We start from the raw sequence: 26,609 nt of genomic DNA, 5'->3' as shown, positions 1-26,609 counted from the left end.
CGAAGGAACTTTTGCCGACGCCATGCGTGGCGTCGGCGATGAGCGACCCCGAACGCCCGCAGACCTTGGCCCCCATCGTCGTCGAAGGGCGCAATTGCTGGCGCATTGAACGCGCTAACAAAGCACGGATGATCGTCGATGCCGCCGATTATTACGCGCTGCTCGAACGGTTGATGGCGGGCGCCAAGGAACGTATCCTGCTGATCGGCTGGGACTTCGATCCGCGCATTCCGCTGATCCCCGATGAGCAGGGAAATGGCGAATCGCTCGGCCATTATCTTCTCCGCCTCGCCAAGGATAAACCGAAACGCGACATCGACATTTTGCGCTGGAATTTTGGCGGCTTGAAGCACTTCTTTGTGCCATCGATCGTCGCGATGATCCTGCGCTGGAAAATCACCAGATCGATCAGTTTCCGGCTCGACAGCGCGCATCCCGTGGGGTGCAGCCATCATCAAAAGGTCGCGGTGTTCGACGATCATTTGGCGGTCTGCGGCGGCATCGATGTCAGCTCGACGCGCTGGGATACCCGCGACCACGTCGACGATGATCCCCGGCGCACCGGCCCCAACGGCAAACGCTATATGCCCTGGCACGATTCGACGATGATCCTGTCGGGACCGATCGGAACCGCGCTGGCGGAACTCGGCAATGAACGCTGGCAGCGCGCGACGAACAAACCACTTCGTGACCTGAGCGGCACCGGCGAGAACTGGCCCGACGATCTCGATGCCGATTTCAAGGATGTCGATGTCGCGATTTCACGCACCAGCGCCGAATATGACGGCCGCGAAGAGGTGCGCGAGAATGAGCAACTCTATCTCGACATGATCGCCGCCGCGCAGCGCTTTATCTATTTCGAGAATCAATATTTCACCAGCGGCGCGATCGCCGCGGCGATTGCCGAGCGTCTCGACGAAGACGATCCACCCGAATTTGTGATGGTGATGCCCAAGACCGCCGACGGGTGGCTCGAACAGATGGCGATGGACGCGGCGCGGGTGCAACTGGTGCGCTCAATTGCGAAGTCGCGGCATGGTGACCGGCTGAAAGTCTATGTTCCGCATACCAAGGGCGGCGACCCCATCTATGTCCATGCCAAGACCGCGATCGTCGACGACCGCCTGCTCCGGATTGGATCGTCGAACCTGAACAACCGATCGATGGGGCTCGACAGCGAATGCGATGTGACGATCGATGCGGCACTGGCAGCGAACAAGGGCGTCGAGCCGATCATCGCGCGCCTGCGCGAGTCGCTGATGGCTGAGCATCTGGGCGTGATGGAGAAAGACATCGCGGCGACGTTCGAGCGTACCGGATCCTTGATCGATACGATCGAATCCATGCGCGGTGACGGGCGGTCGCTCGAACTGCTCGACCTGGTCGCGCCCGGACCACTCGACGAATTCATTGCCGACAATGAAATGCTCGACCCGACCAGCCCTGATGCGATGTTCGAAAGCTTTACCGAGCGCGGGCTCAAAAAGAGCTGGCACCGCGGGCGCAGCTGGATGAAGCGGCATCGGCCTTTTCGGCGCAAAAAAGGCTGACGAACGCTTAGTCTGCGAGCGACAGAATATGCTTCGCCTGTTTGAGGTGTGGGGCGTCGACCATTTTGCCATCGACCTGCAGTACCCCGACGCCGGGATTGGCGGCAAAGGCATCGACGATAGCCTGCGCGCGCAACACCTCGTCGGCACTCGGGGTGAAGGCGGCGTTGATCGCCTCCACCTGTGCTGGATGGATCGCCATCATGCCGGTGAAGCCATCGCGCCGGGCGCGGGCGGCATAGGCGGCGAGTCCGGCCTCGTCCTTGATCGCCGGGAACACCGTATCGATCGCGGCGACGCCCGCGGCGTGGGCAGCAAACAGTGTCAGTGCGCGCGCGACGTCATAGGGCGCAGTGTAGCTGCCATCGGCCTCGCGATTAGCTGTCGCGCCGATCGCGGCGGGCAAGTCTTCGGCGCCCCAGGTCAGTCCAAGCAGGCGGTCCTTTGTCTCGCGGTAGCTGCCAAGGGTAAAGATGGCCGCGGCGGTCTCGGTCGCAATCGGCAGGATCGGCGGCAGCGAAGCGTCGCGCGGCGATTCGCTGCGCATGATCGTATCGAGCTGCGCGATGCTCGGCGCGCCTTCGGCCTTCGGCAGCATGATCGCGTCGGGCCGGGCGGCGATGATCGCGGCGACATCGGCGGCGGTCAGATGGCCGTCGAGTGGATTGACGCGCACCAGCGTGAAGACTTCGCGCGCGCCCGCCAGATAGTCGGCGATCGCATGGCGCGCGGCATCCTTGTTCGCGAGCGACACCGAATCCTCGAGATCGAGTATGATGGCGTCGGCGCCTGATGCCGCCGCCTTGGCAAAGCGTTCGGGGCGGTCACCGGGGACGAAGAGGAGGGAACGTAGTCTCATGTGCTGGCCTTCCGCTGGACCAGCGTCGAACGCTCGCACTGGCAGACAAGTTCATCGCGCTGGTTGATGCAGCGGTGGAGGAAGGTCACGATCCCTGCGTTGGGTCGCGATTTCGACTCCTTCAACCCGATCACTTCGCTCTCTGCGCGCAGCGTGTCGCCGATAAACACCGGCTTGGGCATCACCAGCTTGTCGTAGCCGAGATTGGCGACGAGCGTGCCGAGCGTCGTGTCGCCGACCGACAGCCCGACCATCAGGCTGAAGGTGAAGGTGCCGTTGACGAGGATCTGGCCGAACTCGGACGCCTTCGCCGCCTCGACGTCGAGGTGCAGCGGCTGCGGATTGTGCGTCATCACCGTAAACAGCAGATTGTCGGTCTCCGTCACCGTGCGGCGAATGTCGTGGGTAAGCGTGTCGCCGATCGCCCATTCGTCGAAATATTTGCCGGCCATTATGCTTCGTCCTTTTCGATCCGCACGAGCAATGCCTCGACCTGCACCTGCGCGCCCGGCGTCGCATTGAGTTCGGCCACCACGCCGTCGAACGGCGCGGTCAGGCTATGCTCCATCTTCATCGCTTCAAGGGTGAGCAGTTTCTGGCCTTTGGTCACCATGTCACCCGCAGCGACCTCTACCGCAATGACTTTGCCCGGCATGGGGGAAAGGATGGCGCCGTCGCCAGCTGCCCCGCCCGGGCCGCCCTCGGCGCGCCAGGGGGTAAGTTGCCATACGGAACCGCCCTCGGCGACGAGCATCGCAGGCGCTGGCTCGTCGGTGCCGGGCCCGTGTAGTTCGACCTCGACACGCTTTCCATCGAGCAGAAAGGCCGCCGAGCGCACGTCGGATGCATTAAGACGGAAGCCCGCCTGCAGCGAGCGCGGGACGATCGCCATCGCGGCGTTGGTGAGAGCTTCGATCGTGGGAGCGGGGTCGTCGGTCATGGCATCGCCATCGCGGCCGATAAGTCCGGTATCGACGGTGCCTGCTACGAAATCGGGATGAGCGAGCGCGTTGATCAGGAACGCCGAATTGGTCTTGACCGGCCAGATCGCGCTGTCCTCCAGCATCTCCGACAGCATGGCGCGCGCTTCCTCGCGATCCTCACCATAAGCGATGACCTTGGCGATCATCGGATCATAGAAGGGTGAGACTTCGGTGCCCTCATAGACGCCGGTATCGACGCGGCCGAGGTGATCGGGAAGCTGGAACAGTTCGAGCGTGCCGATCGAGGGCAGGAAGCCCTTGGTGGGGTCTTCCGCATAAAGCCGCGCTTCCATCGCCCAGCCGTTGATCGACAGCTCTTCCTGCCGCAGCGGGATCGGCTCACCGCTCGCTACCCGCAACTGCCATTCGACCAGATCAACCCCGGTGATCTCCTCGGTCACCGGATGCTCGACCTGAAGCCGCGTGTTCATTTCCATGAACCAGATGCGATCGGCGCGCAGACCTTCGCTGGCGTCGGCGATGAATTCGATCGTTCCGGCGCCAACATATTCGACCGCCTGCGCCGCGCGCACCGCGGCGGCGCAGAGCGCCTCGCGGGTGACCTCGTCCATGCCAGGGGCGGGGGCTTCCTCGATCACCTTCTGGTGGCGGCGTTGCAGCGAGCAGTCGCGTTCGAACAGGTGGACGACATTGCCGTGGGTGTCGCCGAACACCTGCACCTCGATATGGCGCGGGGTCAGGATATATTTCTCGATCAGGACATGGTCGTTGCCGAACGAGGCTGCGGCCTCGCGCTGGCATGAAGCGAGCGCGTCAATGAAGTCGGCGGGGCCATCTACCTTGCGCATGCCCTTGCCGCCACCGCCGGCTACTGCCTTGATGAGGACGGGATAGCCGATCTCGACGGCGCGCTCGGCGAGGAAGGCGGGCCCCTGATTTTCGCCCATATAGCCGGGGGTCACTGGCACTCCGGCTTCGGCCATCAGCTTCTTGGCAGCATCTTTCAGCCCCATCGCGGTGATCGATGAGGGGTTGGGACCGACCCAGATCAATCCGGCGTCGATGACGGCCTGCGCGAACGCGGCGTTCTCGGACAGGAAACCATAACCCGGATGGATCGCCTCGGCGCCGGTGGCTTTGGCGGCGGCAATGATCTTCTCGCCAACCAGATAGGATTCGCGCGCCGGCGACGGCCCGATATGCACCGCCTCGTCGGCCTGTCGCACATGCAGCGCCTTGGCGTCGGCGTCCGAATAAACCGCGACGGTGTGAATACCCATCTCGCGCGCAGTGCGGATGATGCGGCAGGCGATCTCGCCGCGATTGGCGATGAGGAGGGATTGGATCATTGTCATCACATCCTGAACACGCCGAACCCGCGGTCCTCGACCGGGGCGTTCAGCGTCGCAGCAAAGGCCAACCCGAGCACGTCGCGCGTCTGGGCCGGGTCGATGATGCCATCGTCCCACAATCGCGCGGTCGCGTGATAGGGATTGCCCTCATCCTCATATTTCTGGCGGATCGGCGCCTTGAAGGCTTCGGCCTCGTCGGGCGTCCATTTGTCGGCGTCGCGGTGGACCGTCGCGAGCACGCTTGCCGCCTGCTCGCCGCCCATCACGCTGATCCGCGCATTCGGCCAGGTGAACAGGAAGCGTGGGCTATAGGCGCGGCCGCACATGCCGTAATTGCCTGCACCAAAACTGCCACCGATCAGTACGGTGACCTTGGGCACCGTCGCGGTCGCGACAGCTGTCACCAGCTTCGCGCCATGTTTGGCGATGCCCTCGGCTTCATATTTGCCGCCGACCATGAAGCCGCTGATGTTCTGCAAGAAGAGCAGAGGAATGCGGCGTTGCTGCGCCAGCTGGATGAAATGCGCGCCCTTGACCGCGCTCTCGCTGAACAGCACGCCATTGTTGGCGAGGATCGCGACGGGGATGCCCCAGATGTGCGCAAAGCCGCACACCAACGTGCTGCCGTAATTCGCCTTGAACTCGTGAAACTCGCTGGCGTCGACGATGCGCGCGATGGCTTCGTGGACGTCATAGGGCGCGCGGACGTCGTCGGGGACGACGCCGTAAAGCTGCTCGGGATCATATTTGGGCGGGCGCGGGTCTTTCAGCGCGACGTCGAACCCGGTGTCAGCACCTAGGTGGCTGATGATGTCGCGCACGATCGTCAGCGCATGCTCGTCATTCTCGGCCAGATGATCGACGACCCCCGACTTGCGCGCATGCAGGTCGCCACCGCCCAGATTCTCGGCGCTGATTTCTTCGCCCGTCGCCGCTTTGACCAGCGGCGGGCCGGCGAGAAAGATCGTGCCCTGATTGCGGACGATGACCGTCTCATCGCTCATCGCGGGGACATAGGCGCCGCCGGCGGTACAGCTACCCATCACGCATGCAATCTGCGGAATGCGCCGCGCCGACATATTGGCCTGGTTGAAAAAGATACGCCCGAAATGGTCGCGGTCGGGAAACACCTGGTCCTGATGTGGCAGGTTGGCGCCGCCACTGTCGACCAGGTAGATGCAGGGCAGGCGGTTCTCGAGCGCAATCTCCTGCGCGCGCAAATGCTTTTTCACCGTCAACGGATAGTAGGTGCCGCCCTTGACCGTCGCGTCGTTGCACACGATCATGCACTGGCGCCCCGACACGCGGCCGATGCCGCAGATAAGCCCCGCACCCGGGACTTCGCCATCGTAGAGGTCGTTCGCGGCGAGCTGGCCGATTTCGAGAAATGGCGAGCCCGGATCCAGCAGCCGTTCGACCCGCTCGCGTGGCAGTAGTTTGCCGCGGCTGGTGTGCCGCTCGCGCGACTTCTCATTGCCGCCGAGCGCCGCCTCGGCGACGCGCGCCCACAGCTCGTCCTTCAGCGCGCGGTTGTGCGCGGCGCGGGTGCGAAACTCGTCGCTGTCGGGATCGACATTGGTGCCAAGGACCGGTGCGCTCACTTTTCAGTCTCTCCCTGCGTTTTGTCCAGATCGCCCGGTTTATCTTTCAGGATCAGGTAACGATAGACGCCAATGGCATTGATGATCAGCAGCGCGACATTCTGCCAACCGATGCCTTCGCTGTCGGGTTGCAAAAAGCCCCATGCGATCAGTGCGATGCTGCTGGTGACAAAGATGACAAAGGCCCAGCCGGTGCGGCGGCGGCCGAGGTTGAGCGAAACGATCAACGCCGCGAGCGTCGCGGCGCCCGCGCCATAATATTGCAGGGCGGTGAGCAGCGTGTCGTTCACGCCGTCGCGCCCAGGATCGCGAAGACGCCCGACGCCGTCAGGACCGGCCAGCCAATGTGACGTCCGCGGGTATAGACGGCGTCGAACAGCCCGGTCGCGGTCCATGACGCGCCGATCAACAGGATTAGGCCGCGCGGGGTACCGGGCCAGACGACCGAAGCTGCCGATACCAGCATCAGCAGCGACAGCGCGTGCCATGCGAGGCGGAAGACGCGGCGCGCCAACTCAACGCCCATCACCCCCTGATCGAGCCCGAGCAGCGGCTGGATCAGCCGCTTTTCGCCCAGCGCGCCATGCACCAGGGCCGTCGTCGCCATAAAGGCGGCCGACAGCCAGAGCCAGATCACGCGCCGGCACCGATCAGTTCGCGGCCGATCAGCATCCGGCGAATCTCGTTCGTCCCTGCGCCGATGTCGAGCAGCTTGGCATCGCGCCAGTAACGCTCGACCGGCCAGTCCTTGGTATAGCCCGCGCCGCCGAGCGCTTGAATGGCCTCGCCCGCAACCTTCACCGCGCTTTCGCTCGCGAGCAGGATGCAGCCTGCGGCGTCGAAGCGCGTCGTCTGCCCGGCGTCGCACGCCTTGGCGACGTTATAGACATAAGATCGCGCCGACTGGAGCGCGACATACATGTCAGCGACTTTCGCCTGCATCAGCTGGAAAGATCCGATCGGCTTGCCGAACTGCTTGCGGTCGCGGACATAGGGGATGACGGTATCGAGGCAGGCCTGCATGATCCCGAGCTGGAGCCCGGCGAGGACGACGCGCTCATAATCGAGCCCTGACATCAGTACGCCGACACCGCCATTTTCCGGCCCCATGACCTGCTCTTCGGAGACCTCGCAATCGTTGAAGACGAGCTCGGCGGTCGGCGAGCCGCGCATCCCGACCTTGTCGATCTTTTGCCCGATGCTGAATCCCGGCATATCCTTTTCGATCAGGAAAGCGGTGATACCGCGCGATCCGGCGTCGGGGCTGGTCTTCGCATAGACGACCAGGGTGTCGGCGTGCGTCGCGTTGGTGATCCAGAATTTGGTGCCGTTGAGGACATAGCCGCCCTGAACACGGTCGGCCTTCAGCTTCATCGACACCACGTCGCTGCCCGCGCCCGCTTCGGACATGGCGAGGCTGCCGACATGCTCGCCGCTGATGAGCTTGGGCAGATATTTCGCCTTCTGCTCGGCATTGCCCCAGCGGCGGATCTGGTTGACGCACAGGTTCGAGTGCGCGCCATAAGAGAGGCCGATCGCGGCGCTGGCGCGCGACACTTCCTCGACCGCGATCACATGCTCAAGATAGCCAAGGCCAAGCCCGCCAAATTCCTCTTCGACCGTGATGCCGTGGAGGCCCAGATCGCCCATCTGCGTCCATAGTTCATCGCGCGGGAACCAGTCTTCGGCGTCCGCTTTTGCAGCGAGCGGCGCGATCTGTTCGTCGGCGAAGCGGGCGGTGGTGTCGCGGATCATGTCGGCGGTTTCGCCGAGCGCGAAATCGAAGTCGGGGGTTGCGCGCATGGAGGAGCCTATCGATCGAGGGCAGGACAGGGCGCGATACTGCCCCAAAAATTGATCATATGGAAATTGAAACGATGCGGGGTTTAGCATAAGTAAAATCTATGATTAAGCGCGCTCATGTTCGACAGTTTCTCGCCGTCGTCGATGCGGGCAGTTTTACCCAAGCTGCCGCGCGGATCCGGGTGACCCAGCCGGCATTGTCGAGCGGCATTGCCGAGCTGGAAAAACTGGTCGGCACGCCGCTGTTCATCCGTAACCGCCGCCAGATCCGTCTCACCGAAGCGGGCGGGCGTTTCCTGCCGATCGCGCGCGATCTGGAACGCGGATTTCGCGCCGCCGACGATTTCGGCCGCGAGGATGACCGGCAGGCGACCGAACTCAAGCTTGGCGTGATCCGATCGATTTCAGGGGAGTTTTTGCAGGCGATCGTGACGGCGCTGCGGCCCAGCTTCGCCATCGAACTGATCGAGAACAGCGAATCCGAACTCCGCGCGGCGCTGGGCAGCGGGCGCATCAACCTGGCGCTGGTCCCGCTACGCTCGGGCGAGCGCGGCGATCAGATTATACCGCTGTACGAAGAGCCGTTGGCGATGTTCATCGCCGCCGATCATCCGCTCGCGGGTCGGATCGAAGTTGGCCCTGAGGAACTCGCCGCCGAAACGATGATTGCGCGCCGCTCGTGCGAATTTCTGGATGCCACCAGCCGCTTCTTCACGCGGCACGGCGTGCGCCCGCGCTTTGCCCTGCGCAGCGAGAGTGATGAACGGTGCCTGCGCATGGTCGCAGCGGGAATCGGCATCACCACCGCGCCAGTGTCACTGGCGATTGAGGGGACCATTCCGCTCAAGGTCGCGGGCTATGATTTCCGCCGCGAGCTGGGTTTGATCGTCGATCCGGCCTGGGCGGCATTGCCCGACGTCGATCCGCGGCTGGCTCATGCCCGCGACACGGTGACCGCCATCGCCGCCGAATGGCGGCGGACACGGGTCGATACCGCAGCATGACCCGGCGCCTTACAAGTCTGGCTTGCGTGGCCAAAAGGCCATACAGCTTGATCGCCGCACGCCGCGGCGGCAAGGGCGGGGCATGACCGATACGCTGACCCATCTCGACCGGCTTGAGGCCGAGAGCATCCATATCATGCGCGAAGTGATGGCCGACGCGGTCAAGCCCGTGATGCTGTATAGCGTCGGCAAGGACAGCGCGGTGATGCTGCATCTGGCGCGCAAGGCCTTCTATCCCTCGCCGCCGCCGTTCCCGCTGCTGCATGTCGACACGACATGGAAGTTCCGGGCGATGTACGAGCTGCGCGACCGCATGGCCGCCGAGAGCGGCATGGAGCTGATCGTCTATCAGAACCCTGAGGCCAAGGAGCGCGGGATCAACCCGTTTGACCATGGCCCTTTGCACACCGACATGTGGAAGACCGAGGGGCTGAAGCAGGCGCTCGACCTCCATGGTTTCGACGTCGCGTTCGGCGGCGCGCGGCGTGACGAGGAAAAGAGCCGGGCGAAGGAACGCATCTTTTCGTTCCGTACTGGCACCCACGGCTGGGATCCGAAGAAGCAGCGCCCCGAACTGTGGAACCTCTACAACGCCCGCAAAGGGAAGGGCGAGAGCATCCGCGCATTCCCGATCTCGAACTGGACCGAGCTCGACATCTGGCAGTATATCGCGCGCGAGAATATCCCGATCGTCCCGCTCTATTTCGCCGCGCCGCGGCCGACGGTGGAGCGTGACGGCTTGCTGCTGATGGTCGATGACGACCGTTTCCCGCTGCTGCCCGGCGAGACGCCGGTCGAGCGTTCGGTGCGCTTCCGCACATTGGGCTGTTACCCGCTGACCGGGGCGGTCGAGAGCGACGCCAAGTCGCTATCAGAAGTCATTCAGGAAATGTTGCTGACGACGACCAGCGAACGGCAAGGGCGGATCATCGACAAGGATGGCGGCGATGCGTCGATGGAGAAGAAAAAGCAGGAGGGGTATTTCTGATGACCGATCCTGTTTATGTCACCGACGCGCTGATCGCCGAGGATATCCACGCCTATCTCGAACAGCATCAGCAAAAATCATTGCTCCGCTTCATCACCTGCGGATCGGTCGATGACGGTAAGTCGACGCTGATCGGGCGGCTGCTTTACGACAGCAAGATGATCTTCGAGGATCAGCTCGCGGCGCTTGAGGCCGACAGCAAGCGCGTCGGTACGCAGGGGCAGGCGATCGACTTTGCGTTGCTCGTCGACGGCCTTGCCGCCGAGCGTGAGCAGGGAATCACGATCGACGTCGCCTACCGTTTTTTCACCACCGAAAAGCGCAAGTTCATCGTCGCCGATACGCCGGGGCATGAGCAATATACGCGCAACATGGTCACCGGCGCATCGACTGCTGATCTCGCCGTCATCCTGATCGACGCGCGCAAGGGGGTGCTAACGCAGACGCGGCGGCACAGTTTCCTCGCGCATCTGATCGGCATTAAACATATCGTGCTTGCGGTGAACAAGATGGACCTTGTCGCTTACGACAAGACCGTGTTTGAGCGTATTTTGCTGAGCTATCGCGCCTTTGCGAGCGAGATCGGGATCACCAACTTCACCGCGATCCCGATCTCGGGGTTCAAGGGCGACAATATCACCGCGCTGTCCGATAATATGCCCTGGTTCAAGGGACCGGCGCTGATCGAGCATCTTGAGAATGTCGAGATCGCCGCCGCCGCCGATGAGGCGAAATCTTTCCGTCTGCCGGTACAGTGGGTCAATCGCCCCAATCTCGATTTCCGCGGCTTCTCGGGCCAGATCGCGAGCGGGTCGGTCAGGCCGGGGGACGCGGTGCGCGTGCTGCCCAGCGGCAAAACAACGACGATTGAGCGCATAGTCACGCTCGATGGCGGCCTCGATGAGGCTGTCGCCGGACAGTCGGTGACGCTGACACTTTCCGAAGAGATCGACTGCTCGCGCGGCGATGTCATCGCCGCCGCCGACGCGCCTCCCGAGGCGGCCGACCAGTTCGAGGCAACTCTGGTGTGGATGGCGGACGAGGCGATGATCGCGGGGCGCGCCTATTGGCTCAAGCTGGCGACGCAGACGGTGTCGGCGACGATCCAGCAGCCGAAGTACGAGATCAACGTCAATACGCTCGATCATCTGGCGGCGAAGACGCTCGAACTCAACGGCATCGGTGTCGTCGAGCTGTCGACCGATAAACCGATCGTGTTCGAGGCCTATGCCGACAACCGCACGCTGGGCGGTTTCATCCTGATTGACAAGCTGACCAACGCGACCGTCGCCGCGGGGATGCTGCATTTCAGCCTGCGCCGCGCGCAGAATGTTCATTGGCAGGCGAGCGACGTCGATCGCGACATGCGCGCGAACCTGAAGAACCAGCGCCCCGCGCTGCTGTGGTTCACGGGTCTGTCCGGATCGGGCAAGTCGACGATCGCCAATCTGGTCGAAAAGAAGCTGTACCGGATGAATCGGCACAGCTTCCTGCTTGACGGCGACAATGTCCGCCACGGGCTGAACCGCGACCTGGGCTTTACCGAGGCCGACCGGATCGAGAATATTCGACGCGTCGGCGAGGTGGCCAAGCTGATGACCGACGCCGGGTTGATCGTGATCACCGCGTTCATCTCGCCGTTCCGGGTGGAGCGCGACATGGTGCGGTCGATGCTACCCGAGGGCGAGTTTATCGAGATATTTATCGACACCCCGCTGGCCGAAGCCGAGCGCCGCGATGTGAAAGGCCTGTATAAAAAGGCGCGCGCCGGGCAGCTCAAGAATTTCACCGGCATCGACAGCCCGTATGAAGCGCCCGAGACTCCCGAGATTCGCATCGACACCACCGTGATGTCGCCCGAGGAAGCGGCTGACCTAATCATCGATCGGCTGCTTGGCTGACATGACCGAAAGCGACGAGCAACTGGCCGAACGGCTCGCCACCGCGGCAGGCGCGATCCTGCTGGCGTTGCGGGCAGATGGGCTGGAGGGCAAGGCGCTGGGGCAGGCGGGCGACGAAGCCGCCAATGCCATGCTGTGCCGCGAATTGCGCGTGGCGCGCCCCGATGATGCGATCCTATCCGAAGAGGAAAAGGACAGCGCGGCGCGGCTAGCGCACCGCCGCGTGTGGATCGTCGATCCGCTCGACGGCACGCGCGAATATGGCGAAGGGCGCGACGACTGGGCGGTGCATGTTGCGCTCGCGGTCGATGGCGTCGCGAGCGTCGGCGCGGTGGCGTTGCCGGGACGGGGGATTACGCTGACGTCGGCTACGCCGTTGCCGCTTCGGCCCGCGAATGAGCCGCTGAAGATGCTGGTCAGCCGCACCCGTCCGGCGGCCGAGGCCGTTTATGTGGCCGAACGGATCGGCGCCGAACTGCTCGCGATGGGATCGGCTGGCGCCAAGGCGATGGCAGTGGTGCGCGGCGAGGCCGACATCTATCTGCACACCGGCGGGCAATATGAATGGGACAATTGCGCGCCCGTTGCGGTGGCGCAGGCAGCGGGGCTGCATGTCAGCCGCGTCGACGGGTCGGCGATCCGGTACAATGCGGTGGATACCTATTTGCCTGACTTGCTGATCTGCCGGATGGAATTGGCTGGTGAGGTGCTCAGTTTAGCGGCCGAATATTCGCAGAGCTGAAAGATTCGCCCTGTGGCGAGGCCATGGGGAGGGGCGACGACGTTGGCGCCAAAGCCCTTCCGTCAGCGCTTCGCGCTGTCACCTCCCCATCGCTTCGCGACAGGGAGGAGCATTCGCTGGCTTGATAACGGCTGATCGAGAGGTTGCCAGCCGCGTCGCCACCCCCTAATCCGTTGCATCGAGAAACCGAAAAGCGACGGGAGACCCGCAATGACCGACCTACCTGACACCAACCTGACCATGCTGACCCTGGTCAAGCCCGAGGGCGAGCTGGAGGTGTCGCTCGAACGGCGACCGATGCCGACGCCCAAGTCGCATGAGGTGCTGGTCAAGATTCTCGCCACCCCGATCAATCCGTCGGACCTGGGCCTGCTGTTCGGCGGCGCCGACATGTCGACCGCACGCGCCTCGACCCGCGACGGCCTGCCGATGATCACCGCCGATATTCCGCCCGCCGGGATGCGCGCCATGGGCGGACGGATTGGCGAATCGCTGGCGATCGGCAATGAGGGGTGCGGCACAGTCGTCGCGGCGGGGGATTCACCCGAGGCGCAGGCGCTGCTGGGCAAGACCGTCGCGCTGATCGGCGGCGAAATCTATGCCGAATATCGCTGTCTGCCCGCGCAGATGTGCATGGTACTGCCCGACGGCACCGATCCGAAGGACGGCGCTTCCTGCTTCGTCAACCCACTGACCAGCCTGGCCTTCACCGAAACGATGAAGAACGAAGGGCATAGCGCAATCGTCCATACCGCCGCGGCGTCGAACCTGGGCCAGATGCTCGTCAAGATCTGCGCCAAGGATGGCATCCCGCTGGTGAACATCGTGCGCAGCGACGCGCAGGTCGAAATCCTGAAAGGCATCGGCGCCACGCATATCGTCAACAGCAGCGCCGATGATTTCATCGAACAGCTGGTGGCCGCGGTCGTCGCGACCGGCGCGACGATCGGCTTCGATGCGATCGGCGGCGGCAAGCTGGCGGGGCAGATCCTGTCGGCGATGGAAGTTGCCGCGGTGAAGCGGATGGCGACGTACAGCCGCTATGGATCGGACACGTTCAAGCAGGTCTATATCTATGGCGCGCTCGACCTGGGGCCGACGATCCTAAACCGCTCGTTCGGCCTGACCTGGTCGCTGTCGGGCTTCCTGCTGACGCCCTTCCTGCAGAAGGCGGGCATGGAAACCAATATGCGGCTGCGTAAGCGCGTGGTCGACGAGCTGACGACGACGTTCAAGAGCCATTACAGTCATGAGATCTCGTTGACCGAGGCGCTCTCGCTCGACGTCGCGCATGCCTACAACGCCAAGCGCACGGGCGAGAAATATCTGATCCGACCGTAGTTTGGGGCATAGCGTTAGCTTTCGACTTGATCCTCCCTGTGGCGCAGCGATGGGGAAGATTTTTTCGAATCGCTATCCTGACCGAACCCGGTCGTCACCCCCCTGCAGGCGGGGTCCGCTAACGGTTTACACGGCGCCGTAGGAATAGGTCGTTAGCGGCCCCCGCTTTCGCGGGGTCGACGTTGGCGAAACGTCAACGCCACTTCAAACCAATCGTTGGTACCTAACGCCTCATGCACTGCCGCACATCGTCGCGCTTATACTCGCTGCAGTTCCACAGCGCCTTTTCGAACCCCGCCTTGTCGTCGCGCAGGTACGAAAAGGTCATCGCGGCGCGCTGGGTGTCGCTCATTGTGTCGCTGTCGGGTTTCAATACCGGGTTCGTCCACCCCATGAACTTGCAATAGGACTTGTCGCCGCACAGCCGCAGCGCGGTGGTCACGAAGCTTTCGGGTGCGGCGCGGCGGTCGAGCTGGGTGTAGATGGTGTCGCGGCCTGTCGCTTCTCCCGCGCCGACAACGACGCGCGCTTCACCTACTGAGGCATTGGCGTCGACGCCGGTCGCCAGTTCACTCGGCAGGCCCAGCGCCATGGCGTGGAGCGGTGAGATGGCGGCGAGTTTCGCGACCGGCCCGTCGCCGGCCGACACTGCGCCGCGGAACGCGCCGGGGGTGCCCCAATAGCCCGGCCAGCGGAAGAACAGGTGGGTGTCGACGATCGCAATCTTTTCGAGGCTGTCGCTCCAATAGGGGCGGACCCAGTTGGTGTGATAGTGGGTGGCTAGGCCGACGGGCGGGTAGGTGCCGCCCGACAGCATCAAATCGGCGTTGTTGCGAGCGCGCTGCCATGCCGCGTCCGAATAGCGGCGGTTCAAGGCACCGTCGCAGGTGAAGGTGAACTGGCAACCGGTGACGCGTTCGGACCCCTGAAATACCACGCCGCATATCGATTTGGGAAAGGCCGGGTGGCGGGCGCGGTTGATGACGACCTGGCCGACAGCCTGCTGGCCCTTGGCGTCGTCGCCCGCTTCGTAAATCATTGCGGCAGCAAGGCAATCGCGCGCGCGCGCCTTGGCGTCGCCGCTGCCGACATAGATGAAGGGCCGCGCGGCGATGAAGCCCTTGGTGATCAGCGCGATGCGCGCGTTGGCGGCGCGGGCGTCGTCCTGCGCGACCGGGGCAAATTCCATTGGCAGCACTTCGGGGACGACGTCGGCGGGCGGCGCAATCGGGTGCGGGCGCGCAGCCAGCGTGCGATCGGCACTGCGGTCGCTGGCATAGAGCACGATCCCGATGGTGACCGCGGCCAGCAGCGCGAACAGCCAACCGGTCCAGTCGCGCCCCGGGGGCAACGCCGCGTGATCGCCGTCGGGGGGCATGGTCTGGCCTCAGATCTCCGGGAGGAAATCGGGGACCGACAGATAGCGTTCGCCGGTGTCGTAATTGAAACCGAGAACGCGGCTGCCTGGCGGCAGTTCAGCGAGCTTTTGCGCGATCGCGGCAAGAGTGGCGCCCGACGAGATGCCGACCAGCATGCCTTCCTCGGTCGCGGCGCGGCGTGCGTAGGTTTTCGCATCGGCGGCATCGACCTTGATCACCCCGTCGAGCAGGTCGGTGTGCAGGTTGCGCGGAATGAAGCCTGCGCCGATGCCCTGGATCGGGTGCGGCGCGGGCTGGCCGCCCGAGATCACCGGCGACGCCAGCGGCTCGACCGCGAACACCTTGAGGTTCGGCCAATGCTGTTTGAGGAACTGCGCCGTGCCGGTGATGTGACCGCCGGTGCCGACCCCGGTGATCAGCGCGTCGATCGGGTTGTCCTTGAAATCGGCGAGGATTTCGGGGCCAGTGGTGCGGACATGGACGTCGATATTGGCTTCATTTTCGAACTGCTGCGGCATCCACGCGCCGGAGGTGGTTTCGACCAGCTCGATCGCGCGCTCGATCGCGCCCTTCATGCCTTTATCGCGCGGGGTGAGGTCGAAGGTCGCGCCGTAAGCCAGCATCAGGCGGCGGCGCTCGATCGACATGCTTTCGGGCATGACGAGCACGAGCTTGTACCCCTTGACCGCGGCGGCCATCGCCAGGCCGATGCCGGTGTTTCCCGACGTCGGTTCGACGATGGTACCGCCGGGCTGGAGGCTGCCGTCGCGCTCGGCCGCCTCGATCATCGCGAGGCCGATACGATCCTTGATCGATCCGCCGGGATTGCTGCGTTCCGACTTCACCCAGACTTCGGCGTCCGGGAACAGCTTGCCCATGCGGATGTGCGGCGTGTCGCCGATGGTATCGAGGATGGAATTGGCTTTCATGTCGATCCTGCCTTGAATTGCGGTGCAAAGGTGCGCGCGCGGCGCAGTTCGGGGAACAGCCAAGCCCATAGCGCCGTCACGACGATGGCGCCAGCACCTCCGACCACGACCGCGCCCACCGGTCCCATAAACGCGGCCATCGTGCCGGCGCGCATTTCGCCAAGCTCGTTCGAGGCCGAAATCGCCAGCCCCGACACCGCGCTGACGCGCCCGCGCATATGATCGGGGGTGTTGAGCTGAATCAGCGTGCCACGCACGAACACCGAGAACATATCGGCGGCGCCCATCAGGACGAGCAGGCCGAGCGAAAGGAAGAAATTCGTCGAGAAGCCGAACGCGACGGTACCGGCGCCGAAGACCGCGACCGCCCATAGCATCTTGACCCCGACATTGCGTTCGATCGGGCGGAAGGCGAGGCCGAGGGCGACGACTGCGGCGCCGAGCGCAGGGGCGGCGCGCAGGAAACCCAGTCCTTCCGAACCGGTCTGCAAAATATCGCGCGCGAACACGGGCAGCAGCGCCGTCGCGCCCGACAGGATCACCGCAAACAGGTCGAGCGTAATCGTTCCAAACAGAAAGCGTTCGCGCCAGGTGAATTGCAGGCCGTCGGCCATTTCGCGGAGGGGGTGGCGGCGTACCTCGGTCGGTGGTGGCAGCACCGGACGGACGCGGCTGATCGTGAAGGCTGAGACCGCGAGTAGAATGGCCGCGAAGACATAGACCGACGCGGGGTGCGCTGCATAGATCAGACCCCCCGCGGCGGGACCGACCACCGACGCCGACTGCCACGCGATGCTACTCATTGCGATCGCGCGGGGCAGAACGGCGGGCGGAACGATATTGGGTGCGATCGCGCTCATTGCCGGACCGACAAAAACGCGCGCGACGCCGTGCAGCGCGGCGAGGGCGAACAGCAGGGGCAAGGTCAGGCCGTCGGTCCAGGTGAACCAGCCGAGCAGCACCGCGATGACAAGGTCGATCATATTGGCAAAGATGGCGACCCTGCGACGTTCGAAGCGATCGGCGACCCAGCCCGCCACCGGGGTCAGGATCGCGAGAGGGACGAACTGGACCAGGCCGAGCAGGCCGAGCTGGAACGACGCCTCGCGGATCGACATGCCATAGTCGGTGCGTGCGGTGTCGTAGAGCTGATATCCGATGACCACGACCATCGCCATCGTCGCCATCACCGCGGTGAAACGTGCGAACCAGAAATAGCGGTAATCGGGAAAGCTGAGCGGCGAGGGGGCTTTGGGCGTCGCGTCCGGCATGACCGGTTCTACGCCTTCGGGGGGAGGGATCGTCGCCATCGCGCTCCGCCCTAAACCGCTTTTTGCCGCTGTCCAGTGGCGTTGCTGGCGCCGTTCGTCGATTAACGGATGCCATCGGTCGGCACGGGTGGCAGAAGCGGGTCAGGGAAATCCAGGGAGATAGCCGAATGACACGCAAATTTGCCCGCTTTGGCGGCGCCGCCATGGCCGCGACGCTGCTGGTGCTGACCGCCTGCAACGCGTCAGACAATAAGTCCGCCACCACCGCGCCGAGCTCGGCAAGCTGGACCGAATTTCGCGACCAGTTTCTTGCCGGCTATTTCCCGCTCAACCCGACCTTTGCGGTCTATCAGGGCAAGCATGAATTCGACGGGCAGTTGCCCGACTGGTCGCCCGACGGGATCGAGAAGCAGGCGGCGTACCTCGAAAAGGCGATCGCCGATGCGAAGGCCTTTGATGGCGAGATGACCGCAGCCGAAAAGTTTGAGCGCGACTATCTGGTGCATGTGGCGCAGGGGCAGCTGTTCTTCCTGCGCGACACCGATTTCGCGGCGAGCAACCCGTCCTATTACACCGGCGCGCTCGACCCCAATGTCTATATCGCGCGGCCCTATGCCGATGCCACGACGCGGATGAAGGCGTTTATCGCTTATGCCGAGCAAGTCCCTGCCGCCGCCGCGCAGATCAAGGCCAATCTGAAGCTGCCGCTGCCCGCGACCTTCGTCAAATATGGCACCGCCGGGTTCGGCGGCTTTGCCGATTATTACACCGGCGACGCCAAGGCGGCGTTCGCAGAGGTGAAGGACGAGGCGCTGCAAAAGCAGTTCGACGAAGCGGCGGCCAAGGCCGGGGCCGCGATGACCGATCTGGCGAAATATGTCGGGTCGCAGCCGGGAACCGCCGACGGCTATGCGCTGGGCGCCGACAAATTTGCCAAGATGATCCTGACCAACGAGGGAGTCGACACGCCGCTCGACGAGTTGGAGCGCATCGGGCAGGCCGACCTCAAGCGCAATCAGGACGCGCTGAAGGCCGCATGCGCGACCTATGCCGCGGGGATGACGATCGGCGACTGCATGAAAAAAATGGGCGCCGACAAGCCCGCCGACGGCCCGGTCGCCGAGGCGCGGCGCCAGTTGCCGACGCTGCGTGCCTTCCTGATCGAAAAGGATCTGGTGACAATCCCCGGCACCGAGCAGGCGCAGGTCGAGGAATCACCGCCATACAACCGGCAGAACAGCGCCTATATCGACATCCCCGGCCCGTATGAAAAGGGCCTCCCGTCGGTCTATTACATCTCGCCGCCCGACCCGGCGTGGGACAAGCAGACGCAGGCCGATTTCGTGCCGGGGCGCAAGGACCTGATGTTCACCTCGGTCCACGAAGTGTGGCCGGGGCATTTCCTGAATTTCCTCCATTCGAACCGGGCGGAGAGCATCTTTGGCAAGCTGTTCGTTGGCTATGCCTTTGCCGAGGGTTGGGCGCATTATACCGAAGAGATGATGTGGGACGCGGGGCTGGGTGAGGGCGATCCCGAGACGCATGTCGGGCAGCTGTCGAACGCGCTACTGCGCAACTGCCGCTATCTGTCGGCGATCGGGCTGCACACCAAGGGGATGACCGTCGCCGATTCAGAAAAGCTGTTCAAGGAACAATGTTTTCAGGACGAAGGCAATGCACGGCAACAGGCGGCGCGCGGAACCTACGATCCGCTCTACCTCAATTACACGATGGGCAAGCTGATGATCCGCAAGCTGCGCGAGGACTGGACGAAAGGCGATCGCACGAAGTGGAAGGCGTTCCACGACGAGTTCCTGTCCTATGGCGGGCCGCCGATCCCGATGGTGCGCGCGGCGATGATGAAGGAAGAGGCGCCGAAGGCGGTGTTTTGACGGGTGCGAGTGCGGGCGCTGGCGGGATCTATTGCGCTGGCGCCCGCAGCCGCGCGACGAAGAAGCCGTCGAGGCCGCCTGCGTCGCTTAGAACGCCGGGCAGCGTGCGAACAAAACCGTTCGCGTTGGGCGCGATGGCGTCGGGCAGTTCGTCTGCGCACACAGGGTCGATGCGCCAGGATGGATGATGATCGAGGAAGGTTGCGACCTGATCCTCACCCTCGGCCCGCTCCAGCGAGCAGGTGGCATAAATCAACGTTCCGCCGGGTTTGACCCAGCGCGCGGCGCGGGCGAGAAGTTCGGTTTGCAGCACCGCCATCTCCTCGATCTGGCGTTGCTCGATCCGGTGGAGGACGTCGGGATGGCGGCGGAAGATACCGGTGGCCGAACAGGGGGCGTCGAGCAGCACCGCATCGGCAAGTGCGGCGGGCGCCCATGACCGGATGTCGGCCTGCACGATGTCGGCGGCCAGCCCCGTGCGCGCCATGTTGGCGCTGAGCCGTTCGAGGCGCTTGGCGCTGGAATCGACCGCCACGACACGCCAACCGGCGGCTGCCAGCTGCATCGTCTTGCCACCAGGCGCGGCGCACAGATCGAGCACGGTGCGCCCTCCGCCCGAACCCAGCAGCCGCGCGGGAAGGCTCGCCGCCAGATCCTGAATCCACCAACCGCCTTCGCTATAACCCGGCATCGCCTCGACCGCCTGTCCGCGCGGCAGGCGGCGATGGCGGGGCGCAAGTGAGATGGCGTCGGGCCACTCGTCCGCACCCGGTTCGGCGGCGAAGCTGAGGTCGATCGGCGGCGGCGTGCTCCAGCCCGCCTCAGCGACTTCGACCATCGCCAGACTCCATTGCTCGGCCCATCGCTCGGCGGTGGGCAGCGGTAGGGTGGCGCGTTCGGGGAGTTGCCATTCGTCCTGCTGCGCGCGCGAGAGGATCGCGTGAACCAGCCGCCGCGGTCCGCCCGCAACCAGCGGCAGCGCGGTCGCCACGACGGCATGGGCAGGACTTTTAAGGACGAGCAGCTGTGCGAGCGCAATCCGCAGCACGGTGCGTGATTTGACGTCGTCGGGCAGGATCTGCGCCGTCGCGCTGTCGATCAGCGCGTCGATGTCGACCATCCAGCGCAAGGTTTCGGACGCGATCGCTACGGCAAAGGCGCGGTCGGCACCGGTCAGTCCCTGCGCCGCGGCGTGCATCGCGATGTCGAGCGGGTCGCCCCGGCGCAGGACCGCGTCGACCAGGCGCAATGCAGCGCGGCGCGGTGCGGTGCCTGTGGGGTCAGGTTCATGCTGCCCGCGCTGTTTGGGGCGGCGCGGGCGATCAACCATGATTATGCTCGGCGAGGCTGGCAGGATGCATGCAATGTCCTATATGATCTGCGTTATGACTGAACGAAGCGAAACAGAAACCATTGGCGGCACGCCGCGCGCAGCAAAGCGCCCGGCGCATGTCAGGGCGCCTGCCGACTGGACCAACGACCCGGTACCACTCCCGGCGCCGATCCGCGAAGAAAAGGCCGAGGATCAACCCGGCGGCCGCAACCCGGTGCGCTATGGTGACTGGGAACTCAAGGGCGTCGCCGTCGATTTTTGACGTCGCGGCAGAGGCGTGCGTCAAAAGGGATTCAGCCGCCCGAGCAGTCCGGTCCGGTCAATAAACTGATGTTTCAGCGCGGCGAGAATATGAACTGCGGCGAGTGCCAGCATGGTCAACCCCAACACCTCGTGGCGGTCGTGCATTACGTCGGCCAGACCTTCGTTCGGCGCGACAATCACCGGGACGGCGAAAAGGCCAAAGAAATCGATTGGTCGCCCTGCCGCGGACATCCACACCCAGCCTGATAGCGGCAGCAGGATCAGTAGCGCATAGAAGAGGAAATGAGTGACCTTGCCCAGCAACCGCTGCCACGTCCCAATCGTGGCAGGCAGGGGTGGGGGACGGTGGCCAAGCCGCCACGCGATGCGAATGACGGTCAACGCCAGCACGGTGATGCCCAACGCCTTGTGCGCATCCATCGCAGCGCGCTGCGTTTCGCGCGGCAAACCCTCGGTCAACATGGCCAGGCCGATATTGGCGATGACCGCCAGGCCGATCAGCCAGTGAAGCCAGATGGCCACCCTGGTGTAACGCGGTCCGGCGGTGCCGGTGGTTTCTGCCAAGGTGGCCATCGCGGTCATGCCTCTCAGACTGTCGGAATTTCCTGATACTCGGGCACCTTGCCGGCTTTTACCTGCTCGGCGAAAACCTCGCGCATCAGCTGAAGCGAGAAAAGATGGGCGAAGATCAACGCCAGGATGCCGTTTTGCATCATTTTGCGCAGGACATCGCCGCGCAGCTCACGCAGCTTGTTTTCGTCCACCATCTGGAAGCCGCGATACACGTAGGGCTTGTCATTGCCTTCCTGCTGAATGCTGACTTCGCCTTCCATCAGCAGGTCCGCCTTTTTCAGCTCATCCATGAAGGCACCCGTGCGCTGCCCGGCTTCTTCGAACATTTTGCAGAATTCGAGGATCGCCTGAACGGGTGCGGTCGGCTGGCCATTTTCGAACATCGCGTCGCCTTCGTCGAACTTTCCGACGGCGCCCGAGGTCGGGTCGAAGCACAGCGACAGCTCATCCGAATCCGGCTGCAGGCGCGCGAGCAGGAACGGATAGCGACGGATATAGGCCGGAACATAAACGGGATTGACCAGCTTCCCTTGATCATCGACGAACGTGTTGACGCCTTCGTTCAGGCCCATCAGCGCCAGCGGCACCGGATTATCACCCGCCGAAAAGACGATCGGATAATGGCGGCAAGCCGACACAAATTCGTCCGACGTCAGCGGAACCGCATGCTGGTTGACGAGGAAATCGGCGTTGTCCAGCGAACGGGCGTGGAAATCGGCGTGATCCACGCTCGAAAGCGGCAACAGATCCTTGTAGAAAAGCGGCAGGTTGGCAGGGGCGGGCACAGTGGCCATGATAAAACTCCGGTAGGGTGTCCCGACCAGCCGGGACGCATAAGATAACAGCGCGCCTTATTGACCTGCGCCGCGCGGCGCAAGGGGGCGATGGTAAGAGGCGGGAGAGGGTCAGGCGATCAGCTTGCCCGGATTGAAGAGGCCTGCCGGGTCGAGACCGGCCTTGATCCCGCGCAGCGCTGCCAGCCGCGCCGGGCTGTCGAGTTCGGCGAGGACATCGCGCTTCATCTGCCCGATGCCATGTTCGGCCGAGATCGAGCCGCCAAGTTCGATGACGTGCGCATAGACCAGCCGACTGACCGCAGTGCCATGCTTTGCGAGCCACGCCGGACCGTCGGCGCCGCCGGGCGGCGGGGCGTGGTGATGGTCATTTCCGTCGCCCAGATGCCCGAACGATAGAGCGCGGGCGCCAGGGAACGCCGCAGTCAGCCGTGCCGGATTGTCGGCGATGAAGGTCGGCATCAGGTCGACGGGGACGCTGACGTCATGCTGCAGTGCCGGTCCCTCGGCACGCTCGGCTTCAGAGATGGAATCGCGCAGGCGCCAGAAATCGTCGCTCTCGCGGTCGTTCTTGGCGAGCACGACGTCGCGGATCAGCCCGGCGTCGAGCGCCGCGGCGAGTTCGCGCTCCAAGGCATCCCCAAGCTCCTGATCGTTCACGCCTGCCAGTTCGGCGAGCACATACCAGGGATGCTCGGCGGCGATCGGCGCGCGGGTCTGCGGGATGTGGCGCAGCACGGCATCGAGGCAGCCGTGCGGAATAATCTCGAACCCTTCGAGTTCGCGCCCGATGCTGGCGTCGAGCTGGCGGAGCAGAAGGAGCGCGCGGTGGGGCGTATCGATCGCGATCCACGCGGTACGCCGCGCGGCTGCGGCGGGGACGAGATGGAGGGTCGCGGCAGTGACGATGCCCAGCGTTCCCTCGGCGCCGCAGAGAAGGTGCCGCAGGTCGTAACCCCGGTTGTCCTTCTTGAGCGGCGCGAGGCCGTCGAAGGTGCTGCCATCGGGCAGTACCGCCTCGATCCCCGCGACCAGCGCGCGCATCGTGCCGTGACGCAGAACCTGGGTGCCGCCCGCGTTGGTCGACACAAGGCCGCCGATCGTCGCCGAACCCTTGCCGCCGAGGGTCAGGGGGAAACGCAGGCCGTGGGTGAGCGCTTCGTGATGGAAGGTTTCGAGGATCACCCCAGCCTCCGCTACCGCACTCCGCGCTGCAGTGTCGATGCTGCGTACCCGGTTCATTCGGCGCAGACTTAGTAACAGCTGGTTGCCGCCGACGTCGGGGGTGGCGCCGCCGACCATGCCGCTGTTGCCGCCCTGCGGCACCAGCGCCACCTCTGCCTCCGCGCACAGGCGCACGATGGCAGCGACCTGTTCGGTTGAGCCTGGCGACAGCATCGCCGCGGCGCGTCCGGTATATTTACCGCGCCAGTCGGTCAGCCAGGGCGCCATGATGTCAGCGTCGGTGGTGTATCCCTTTGGCCCCAGAAGCTGCGCAAGTGCGCCGAGCAGCGCAGGCGATGGCGCTCGCGTCATGCCGGGTCACCCGCGAATGCGTTCGACCGCCTGTGGGCAGGAAAACAATTATAGTTCATTTGATGTTCAATCATGGCTGTTAAAGCGAGCGTTGGATGAATATCAGGTTTTCGTCCAGCGACTATGGACGCGGGAGCGACGGGTGGGCAGCATTTATTTTCAGGATACCACAGGAGCGATCGCGCGGCTGTGCTGAACGCCTTTGTCCTGTGGTTTGCCGCGGCGGCGCCTGCCGCCGACGCCCTGCCGACTGTCGCGGCACCTGAACCGCTGGTTGCGCTGACCGCGCCGACGCCCGAGCAGATTACGTCCTTCTGGCAAGTGGTGATCGAGCAGCAGCTGATCATCCGCGTTCCAGCGCAGCGTTCGCAGCTCAATAATTTTGCCGCGGGACCGATGCCGTCGCGGCGGGCGACCGAAATCCCGATCGTGTGGAAAGAGAAAAAGGCGCCCAAATGCGTGGCGATGCGCAATATCATGGGGATGCAGGCGGCCCAGCGCGACAGCATCGACATCATCACGCGGCAGAAGCAGCGGCTGCGCGCGCAGCTTAATCGCGGGTGCCGCGCGCTCGACTTTTACGCGGGCTTTTACATGCAGGGCAGCAAGGACGGGAAGCTTTGCGAGGATCGCGACCAGATCCACGCGCGGACCGGCGCCAAGTGCGAGATCGATAAGTTTCGGCTGATGGTTCCGGTGCCCGACGAGGATTAGGCGACTAATCGCGCTTTTCGTCGCCATTTCTTGACTTTTCATCGCTATTTGCCCAAGGCCCGCGGAGCGCCGCCTGCGTGGAAGGCTGAGCGTCACCTCTTTTTCCGGACATGATAATCTTATGAAATTTGCCGAGATCGGCCTTTCCGACGAACTTTTACGCGCCATCGACGAGTCGGGCTATGACGAAGCGACCCCGATCCAGGCGGGAGTCATCCCCTCGGTTCTGATGATGCGCGACATCATTGGCATTGCCCAGACCGGCACCGGAAAGACCGCGTCGTTCGTGCTGCCGATGATCGATATCCTTGCCCACGGCCGCGCCCGTGCGCGGATGCCGCGCTCGCTGATCCTCGCGCCGACGCGCGAGCTCGCGGCGCAGGTGGCTGAGAATTTCGAAAAATATGGCAAGTATCACAAGTTGTCGATGGCCCTGCTGATCGGCGGGGTCCAGATGGGTGATCAGGTCAAGGCGCTCGAAAAGGGCGTAGACGTTCTGATCGCTACGCCGGGCCGCCTGATGGATCTGTTCGAGCGTGGCAAGATTTTGCTCACCGGGTGCAATTTGCTGGTAATCGACGAAGCCGACCGCATGCTCGATATGGGGTTCATTCCCGATATCGAGAATATCTGCACCAAGCTGCCCGCGAACCGTCAGACCTTGCTGTTTTCCGCAACCATGCCGGCGCCGATCAAGCGGCTGGCCGACAAGTTCCTGTCGAACCCGAAGACGGTCGAAGTCGCACGCCCCGCGAGCCGCAACGAGAATATCGAGCAGTTTCTGGTCAAGACGTCCGAACGCGGCAAGCGCGACACGCTGCGCAGCCTGATCGAATCCGAGAAGGTTCACACCGCCATCATCTTTTGCAACCGTAAGACGACGGTGCGCGAACTCGCGAAGGTGCTCCAGCGTTCGGGCTATAGCGCGGGGGAGATCCAGGGCGACATGGACCAGTCGAGCCGCACCGCAGAACTCGACCGGTTCAAGAACGGCACGATCAATATCCTGGTCGCATCGGACGTCGCGGCGCGCGGGCTCGACGTCAAAGGTGTCAGCCATGTGTTCAACTTCGACGCACCTTGGCACCCCGACGACTATGTCCACCGCATCGGGCGCACCGGTCGCGCGGGCGCACAGGGGCGCGCCTTCACGCTGGTGACACCGTCGGATGACGAAGCGATCGACAGCATTCAGAAGCTGACCGGATACAAGATTCCGGTTCATGGCGTCGAAGCGGCGGCGGCTGAACCTGCCCCCGCAGCGCCCAGCGAAGCCGAAGAAAAGCCCCGTCGCGCGCGTTCGGAACGTGGCGGACGCGGCCGGGGCGCGGCGAAGGCGGACAAGGCTGTAGCGAAACCGGTCGACGAGCCCAAAGCAGCCTCCGCAAAGACACCCAAACCGCGCGCTGATCGCAAAGCAGCTGCTACGCCGAAACCGACGCCCGCGCCGCGCCGCGACGATCAGGACGGTCCCGATGATGGCTGGAACGGCCCAATGCCGGATTTCCTGTCGGTCGGTTTTGGTAGCTGAGAATTTTCTGACTGTTTAGGTGACCAGTCCACGAGCCGACGTGCTTTGGGGTGGTAAGGTGCCGTTCGCCTTACCTTCGCCCCCGCGAAGGCGGCGACCGCAAGCGGCCTATCCCCGCGTCACAGAGTAAACCGATAGCGGCCCCCCCCTTAGCGGGGGCGACGGCGGGGTTTTGGTGTTTGGGGTTTTTGCTGTGTTTGGCGGTGGCTTGTGGCGGGTGATCGGGGCTGCCGGCTCGCTGCTCGCGGCCCCCCCCCCCCTTGAAGCGGGCTCCCGCCCGGCGCAACCCCGATTCGGTGGCCTCGACC

Annotated in this window: 24 protein-coding genes; 10 read left to right on the top strand and 14 right to left on the bottom strand. The window is 64.0% G+C overall.

Going from position 1 to position 26,609, the window contains the following annotated elements; all coding sequences use genetic code 11:
- Nucleotides 1–38 precede the first annotated feature (38 nt).
- Entirely contained in the window at nt 39–1,550 is a 1,512-nt protein-coding gene (locus K0M74_RS06950) for a phospholipase D-like domain-containing protein (protein ID WP_293969646.1), read from the top strand.
- Nucleotides 1,551–1,557: 7 nt separating this feature from the next.
- On the opposite strand, the gene K0M74_RS06945 is transcribed toward K0M74_RS06950, so the two are convergent.
- From K0M74_RS06945 to K0M74_RS06915, 7 genes are read right to left on the bottom strand one after another with little or no spacing between them, the layout of a single operon-like run.
- The gene (locus tag K0M74_RS06945; protein ID WP_293969643.1) at nt 1,558–2,409 is read right to left on the bottom strand and encodes a CoA ester lyase; all 852 of its coding nucleotides are present in this window, start codon (nt 2,407–2,409) and stop codon (nt 1,558–1,560) included.
- Nucleotides 2,406–2,861 carry a MaoC family dehydratase gene (locus tag K0M74_RS06940; RefSeq protein WP_293969640.1) on the bottom strand — a complete coding sequence of 152 codons (456 nt, stop codon included), beginning with the start codon at nt 2,859–2,861 and terminating at the stop codon, nt 2,406–2,408. The genes K0M74_RS06945 and K0M74_RS06940 overlap by 4 nt, the downstream gene beginning before the upstream one ends.
- Nucleotides 2,861–4,702, bottom strand: a complete 1,842-nt coding sequence (locus K0M74_RS06935; protein ID WP_293969636.1) for an acetyl/propionyl/methylcrotonyl-CoA carboxylase subunit alpha — start codon at nt 4,700–4,702, stop codon at nt 2,861–2,863. Before K0M74_RS06935 ends, K0M74_RS06940 begins: the two co-directional genes overlap by 1 nt.
- 5 nt (nt 4,703–4,707) lie before the next feature.
- Nucleotides 4,708–6,306 carry a carboxyl transferase domain-containing protein gene (locus K0M74_RS06930; protein ID WP_293969633.1) on the bottom strand — a complete coding sequence of 533 codons (1,599 nt, stop codon included), beginning with the start codon at nt 6,304–6,306 and terminating at the stop codon, nt 4,708–4,710.
- The gene (locus tag K0M74_RS06925; protein WP_293969630.1) at nt 6,303–6,596 is read right to left on the bottom strand and encodes a hypothetical protein; all 294 of its coding nucleotides are present in this window, start codon (nt 6,594–6,596) and stop codon (nt 6,303–6,305) included. Before K0M74_RS06925 ends, K0M74_RS06930 begins: the two co-directional genes overlap by 4 nt.
- Nucleotides 6,593–6,943, bottom strand: a complete 351-nt coding sequence (locus K0M74_RS06920; RefSeq protein ID WP_293969627.1) for a hypothetical protein — start codon at nt 6,941–6,943, stop codon at nt 6,593–6,595. The genes K0M74_RS06925 and K0M74_RS06920 overlap by 4 nt, the downstream gene beginning before the upstream one ends.
- Nucleotides 6,940–8,109, bottom strand: a complete 1,170-nt coding sequence (locus tag K0M74_RS06915) for an isovaleryl-CoA dehydrogenase (protein WP_293969624.1) — start codon at nt 8,107–8,109, stop codon at nt 6,940–6,942. Before K0M74_RS06915 ends, K0M74_RS06920 begins: the two co-directional genes overlap by 4 nt.
- Nucleotides 8,110–8,210: 101 nt before the next feature.
- On the opposite strand from K0M74_RS06915, the gene K0M74_RS06910 reads away from it, so the two are divergent.
- The 5 genes from K0M74_RS06910 to K0M74_RS06890 all read left to right on the top strand — a co-directional run bounded on the left by K0M74_RS06910 (nt 8,211) and on the right by K0M74_RS06890 (nt 14,085).
- Nucleotides 8,211–9,113 carry a LysR family transcriptional regulator gene (locus K0M74_RS06910; RefSeq protein WP_293969621.1) on the top strand — a complete coding sequence of 301 codons (903 nt, stop codon included), beginning with the start codon at nt 8,211–8,213 and terminating at the stop codon, nt 9,111–9,113.
- Nucleotides 9,114–9,153: 40 nt separating this feature from the next.
- A complete protein-coding gene (cysD, locus tag K0M74_RS06905; protein ID WP_293969828.1) occupies nt 9,154–10,101 on the top strand; it encodes a sulfate adenylyltransferase subunit CysD in 948 nt (315 codons plus the stop codon).
- Nucleotides 10,101–12,002: a sulfate adenylyltransferase subunit CysN gene (cysN, locus tag K0M74_RS06900; protein WP_293969618.1), complete on the top strand. Its 1,902-nt coding sequence runs from the start codon at nt 10,101–10,103 to the stop codon at nt 12,000–12,002. Before cysD ends, cysN begins: the two co-directional genes overlap by 1 nt.
- A gap of 1 nt (nt 12,003) precedes the next feature.
- Nucleotides 12,004–12,744 carry a 3'(2'),5'-bisphosphate nucleotidase CysQ gene (locus tag K0M74_RS06895; RefSeq protein ID WP_293969615.1) on the top strand — a complete coding sequence of 247 codons (741 nt, stop codon included), beginning with the start codon at nt 12,004–12,006 and terminating at the stop codon, nt 12,742–12,744.
- Nucleotides 12,745–12,954: 210 nt separating this feature from the next.
- Nucleotides 12,955–14,085: a zinc-binding dehydrogenase gene (locus K0M74_RS06890; RefSeq protein ID WP_293969612.1), complete on the top strand. Its 1,131-nt coding sequence runs from the start codon at nt 12,955–12,957 to the stop codon at nt 14,083–14,085.
- 223 nt (nt 14,086–14,308) lie between these two features.
- Here K0M74_RS06890 and K0M74_RS06885 read toward each other — a convergent pair whose 3' ends face one another.
- The 3 genes from K0M74_RS06885 to K0M74_RS06875 are packed head-to-tail and all read right to left on the bottom strand — an operon-like array spanning nt 14,309 to nt 17,703.
- On the bottom strand, nt 14,309–15,463 hold the full coding sequence (locus tag K0M74_RS06885; protein ID WP_293969609.1) for a cell wall hydrolase: 1,155 nt from the start codon (nt 15,461–15,463) through the stop codon (nt 14,309–14,311).
- Nucleotides 15,464–15,472: 9 nt separating this feature from the next.
- Nucleotides 15,473–16,393 (bottom strand): cysteine synthase A, encoded by a 921-nt coding sequence (cysK, locus tag K0M74_RS06880; RefSeq protein WP_293969606.1) that lies wholly within the window; start codon nt 16,391–16,393, stop codon nt 15,473–15,475.
- Nucleotides 16,390–17,703, bottom strand: a complete 1,314-nt coding sequence (locus K0M74_RS06875; RefSeq protein WP_293969603.1) for an MFS transporter — start codon at nt 17,701–17,703, stop codon at nt 16,390–16,392. Before K0M74_RS06875 ends, cysK begins: the two co-directional genes overlap by 4 nt.
- Nucleotides 17,704–17,831: 128 nt before the next feature.
- Between K0M74_RS06875 and K0M74_RS06870 the strand changes: the two genes are divergently transcribed.
- Nucleotides 17,832–19,556: a DUF885 domain-containing protein gene (locus tag K0M74_RS06870; RefSeq protein WP_293969600.1), complete on the top strand. Its 1,725-nt coding sequence runs from the start codon at nt 17,832–17,834 to the stop codon at nt 19,554–19,556.
- Between the two features lie 28 nt (nt 19,557–19,584).
- Here the strand turns inward: K0M74_RS06870 and K0M74_RS06865 are convergent, their stop codons facing one another.
- Nucleotides 19,585–20,886, bottom strand: coding sequence for a transcription antitermination factor NusB (locus K0M74_RS06865; RefSeq protein WP_293969597.1), 1,302 nt, complete (start codon nt 20,884–20,886; stop codon nt 19,585–19,587).
- Between the two features lie 55 nt (nt 20,887–20,941).
- On the opposite strand from K0M74_RS06865, the gene K0M74_RS06860 reads away from it, so the two are divergent.
- Nucleotides 20,942–21,151 (top strand): DUF1674 domain-containing protein, encoded by a 210-nt coding sequence (locus K0M74_RS06860; RefSeq protein WP_293969594.1) that lies wholly within the window; start codon nt 20,942–20,944, stop codon nt 21,149–21,151.
- 20 nt (nt 21,152–21,171) lie between these two features.
- Here the strand turns inward: K0M74_RS06860 and K0M74_RS06855 are convergent, their stop codons facing one another.
- The 3 genes from K0M74_RS06855 to K0M74_RS06845 form a co-directional block, all read right to left on the bottom strand.
- Complete coding sequence (locus K0M74_RS06855; protein ID WP_293969591.1) at nt 21,172–21,735, bottom strand: cytochrome b; 564 nt, start codon at nt 21,733–21,735, stop codon at nt 21,172–21,174.
- 5 nt (nt 21,736–21,740) lie between these two features.
- On the bottom strand, nt 21,741–22,520 hold the full coding sequence (locus K0M74_RS06850; RefSeq protein WP_293969588.1) for a SapC family protein: 780 nt from the start codon (nt 22,518–22,520) through the stop codon (nt 21,741–21,743).
- Nucleotides 22,521–22,631: 111 nt separating this feature from the next.
- The gene (locus K0M74_RS06845) at nt 22,632–24,056 is read right to left on the bottom strand and encodes an FAD-binding oxidoreductase (protein ID WP_293969585.1); all 1,425 of its coding nucleotides are present in this window, start codon (nt 24,054–24,056) and stop codon (nt 22,632–22,634) included.
- 189 nt (nt 24,057–24,245) lie between these two features.
- Between K0M74_RS06845 and K0M74_RS06840 the strand changes: the two genes are divergently transcribed.
- Nucleotides 24,246–24,770, top strand: a complete 525-nt coding sequence (locus K0M74_RS06840; RefSeq protein ID WP_293969582.1) for a hypothetical protein — start codon at nt 24,246–24,248, stop codon at nt 24,768–24,770.
- A 121-nt stretch (nt 24,771–24,891) separates the two neighbouring features.
- Entirely contained in the window at nt 24,892–26,301 is a 1,410-nt protein-coding gene (locus K0M74_RS06835; RefSeq protein WP_293969579.1) for a DEAD/DEAH box helicase, read from the top strand.
- The last annotated feature ends 308 nt before the right edge of the window (nt 26,302–26,609 follow it).

Origin of the sequence: Sphingopyxis sp. (assembly GCF_019459305.1) — a bacterium.
Taxonomy (GTDB): domain Bacteria; phylum Pseudomonadota; class Alphaproteobacteria; order Sphingomonadales; family Sphingomonadaceae; genus Sphingopyxis.
Note: the sequence above shows the minus strand (reverse complement) of the source record. Positions and strands in the feature narration are given on the sequence as shown.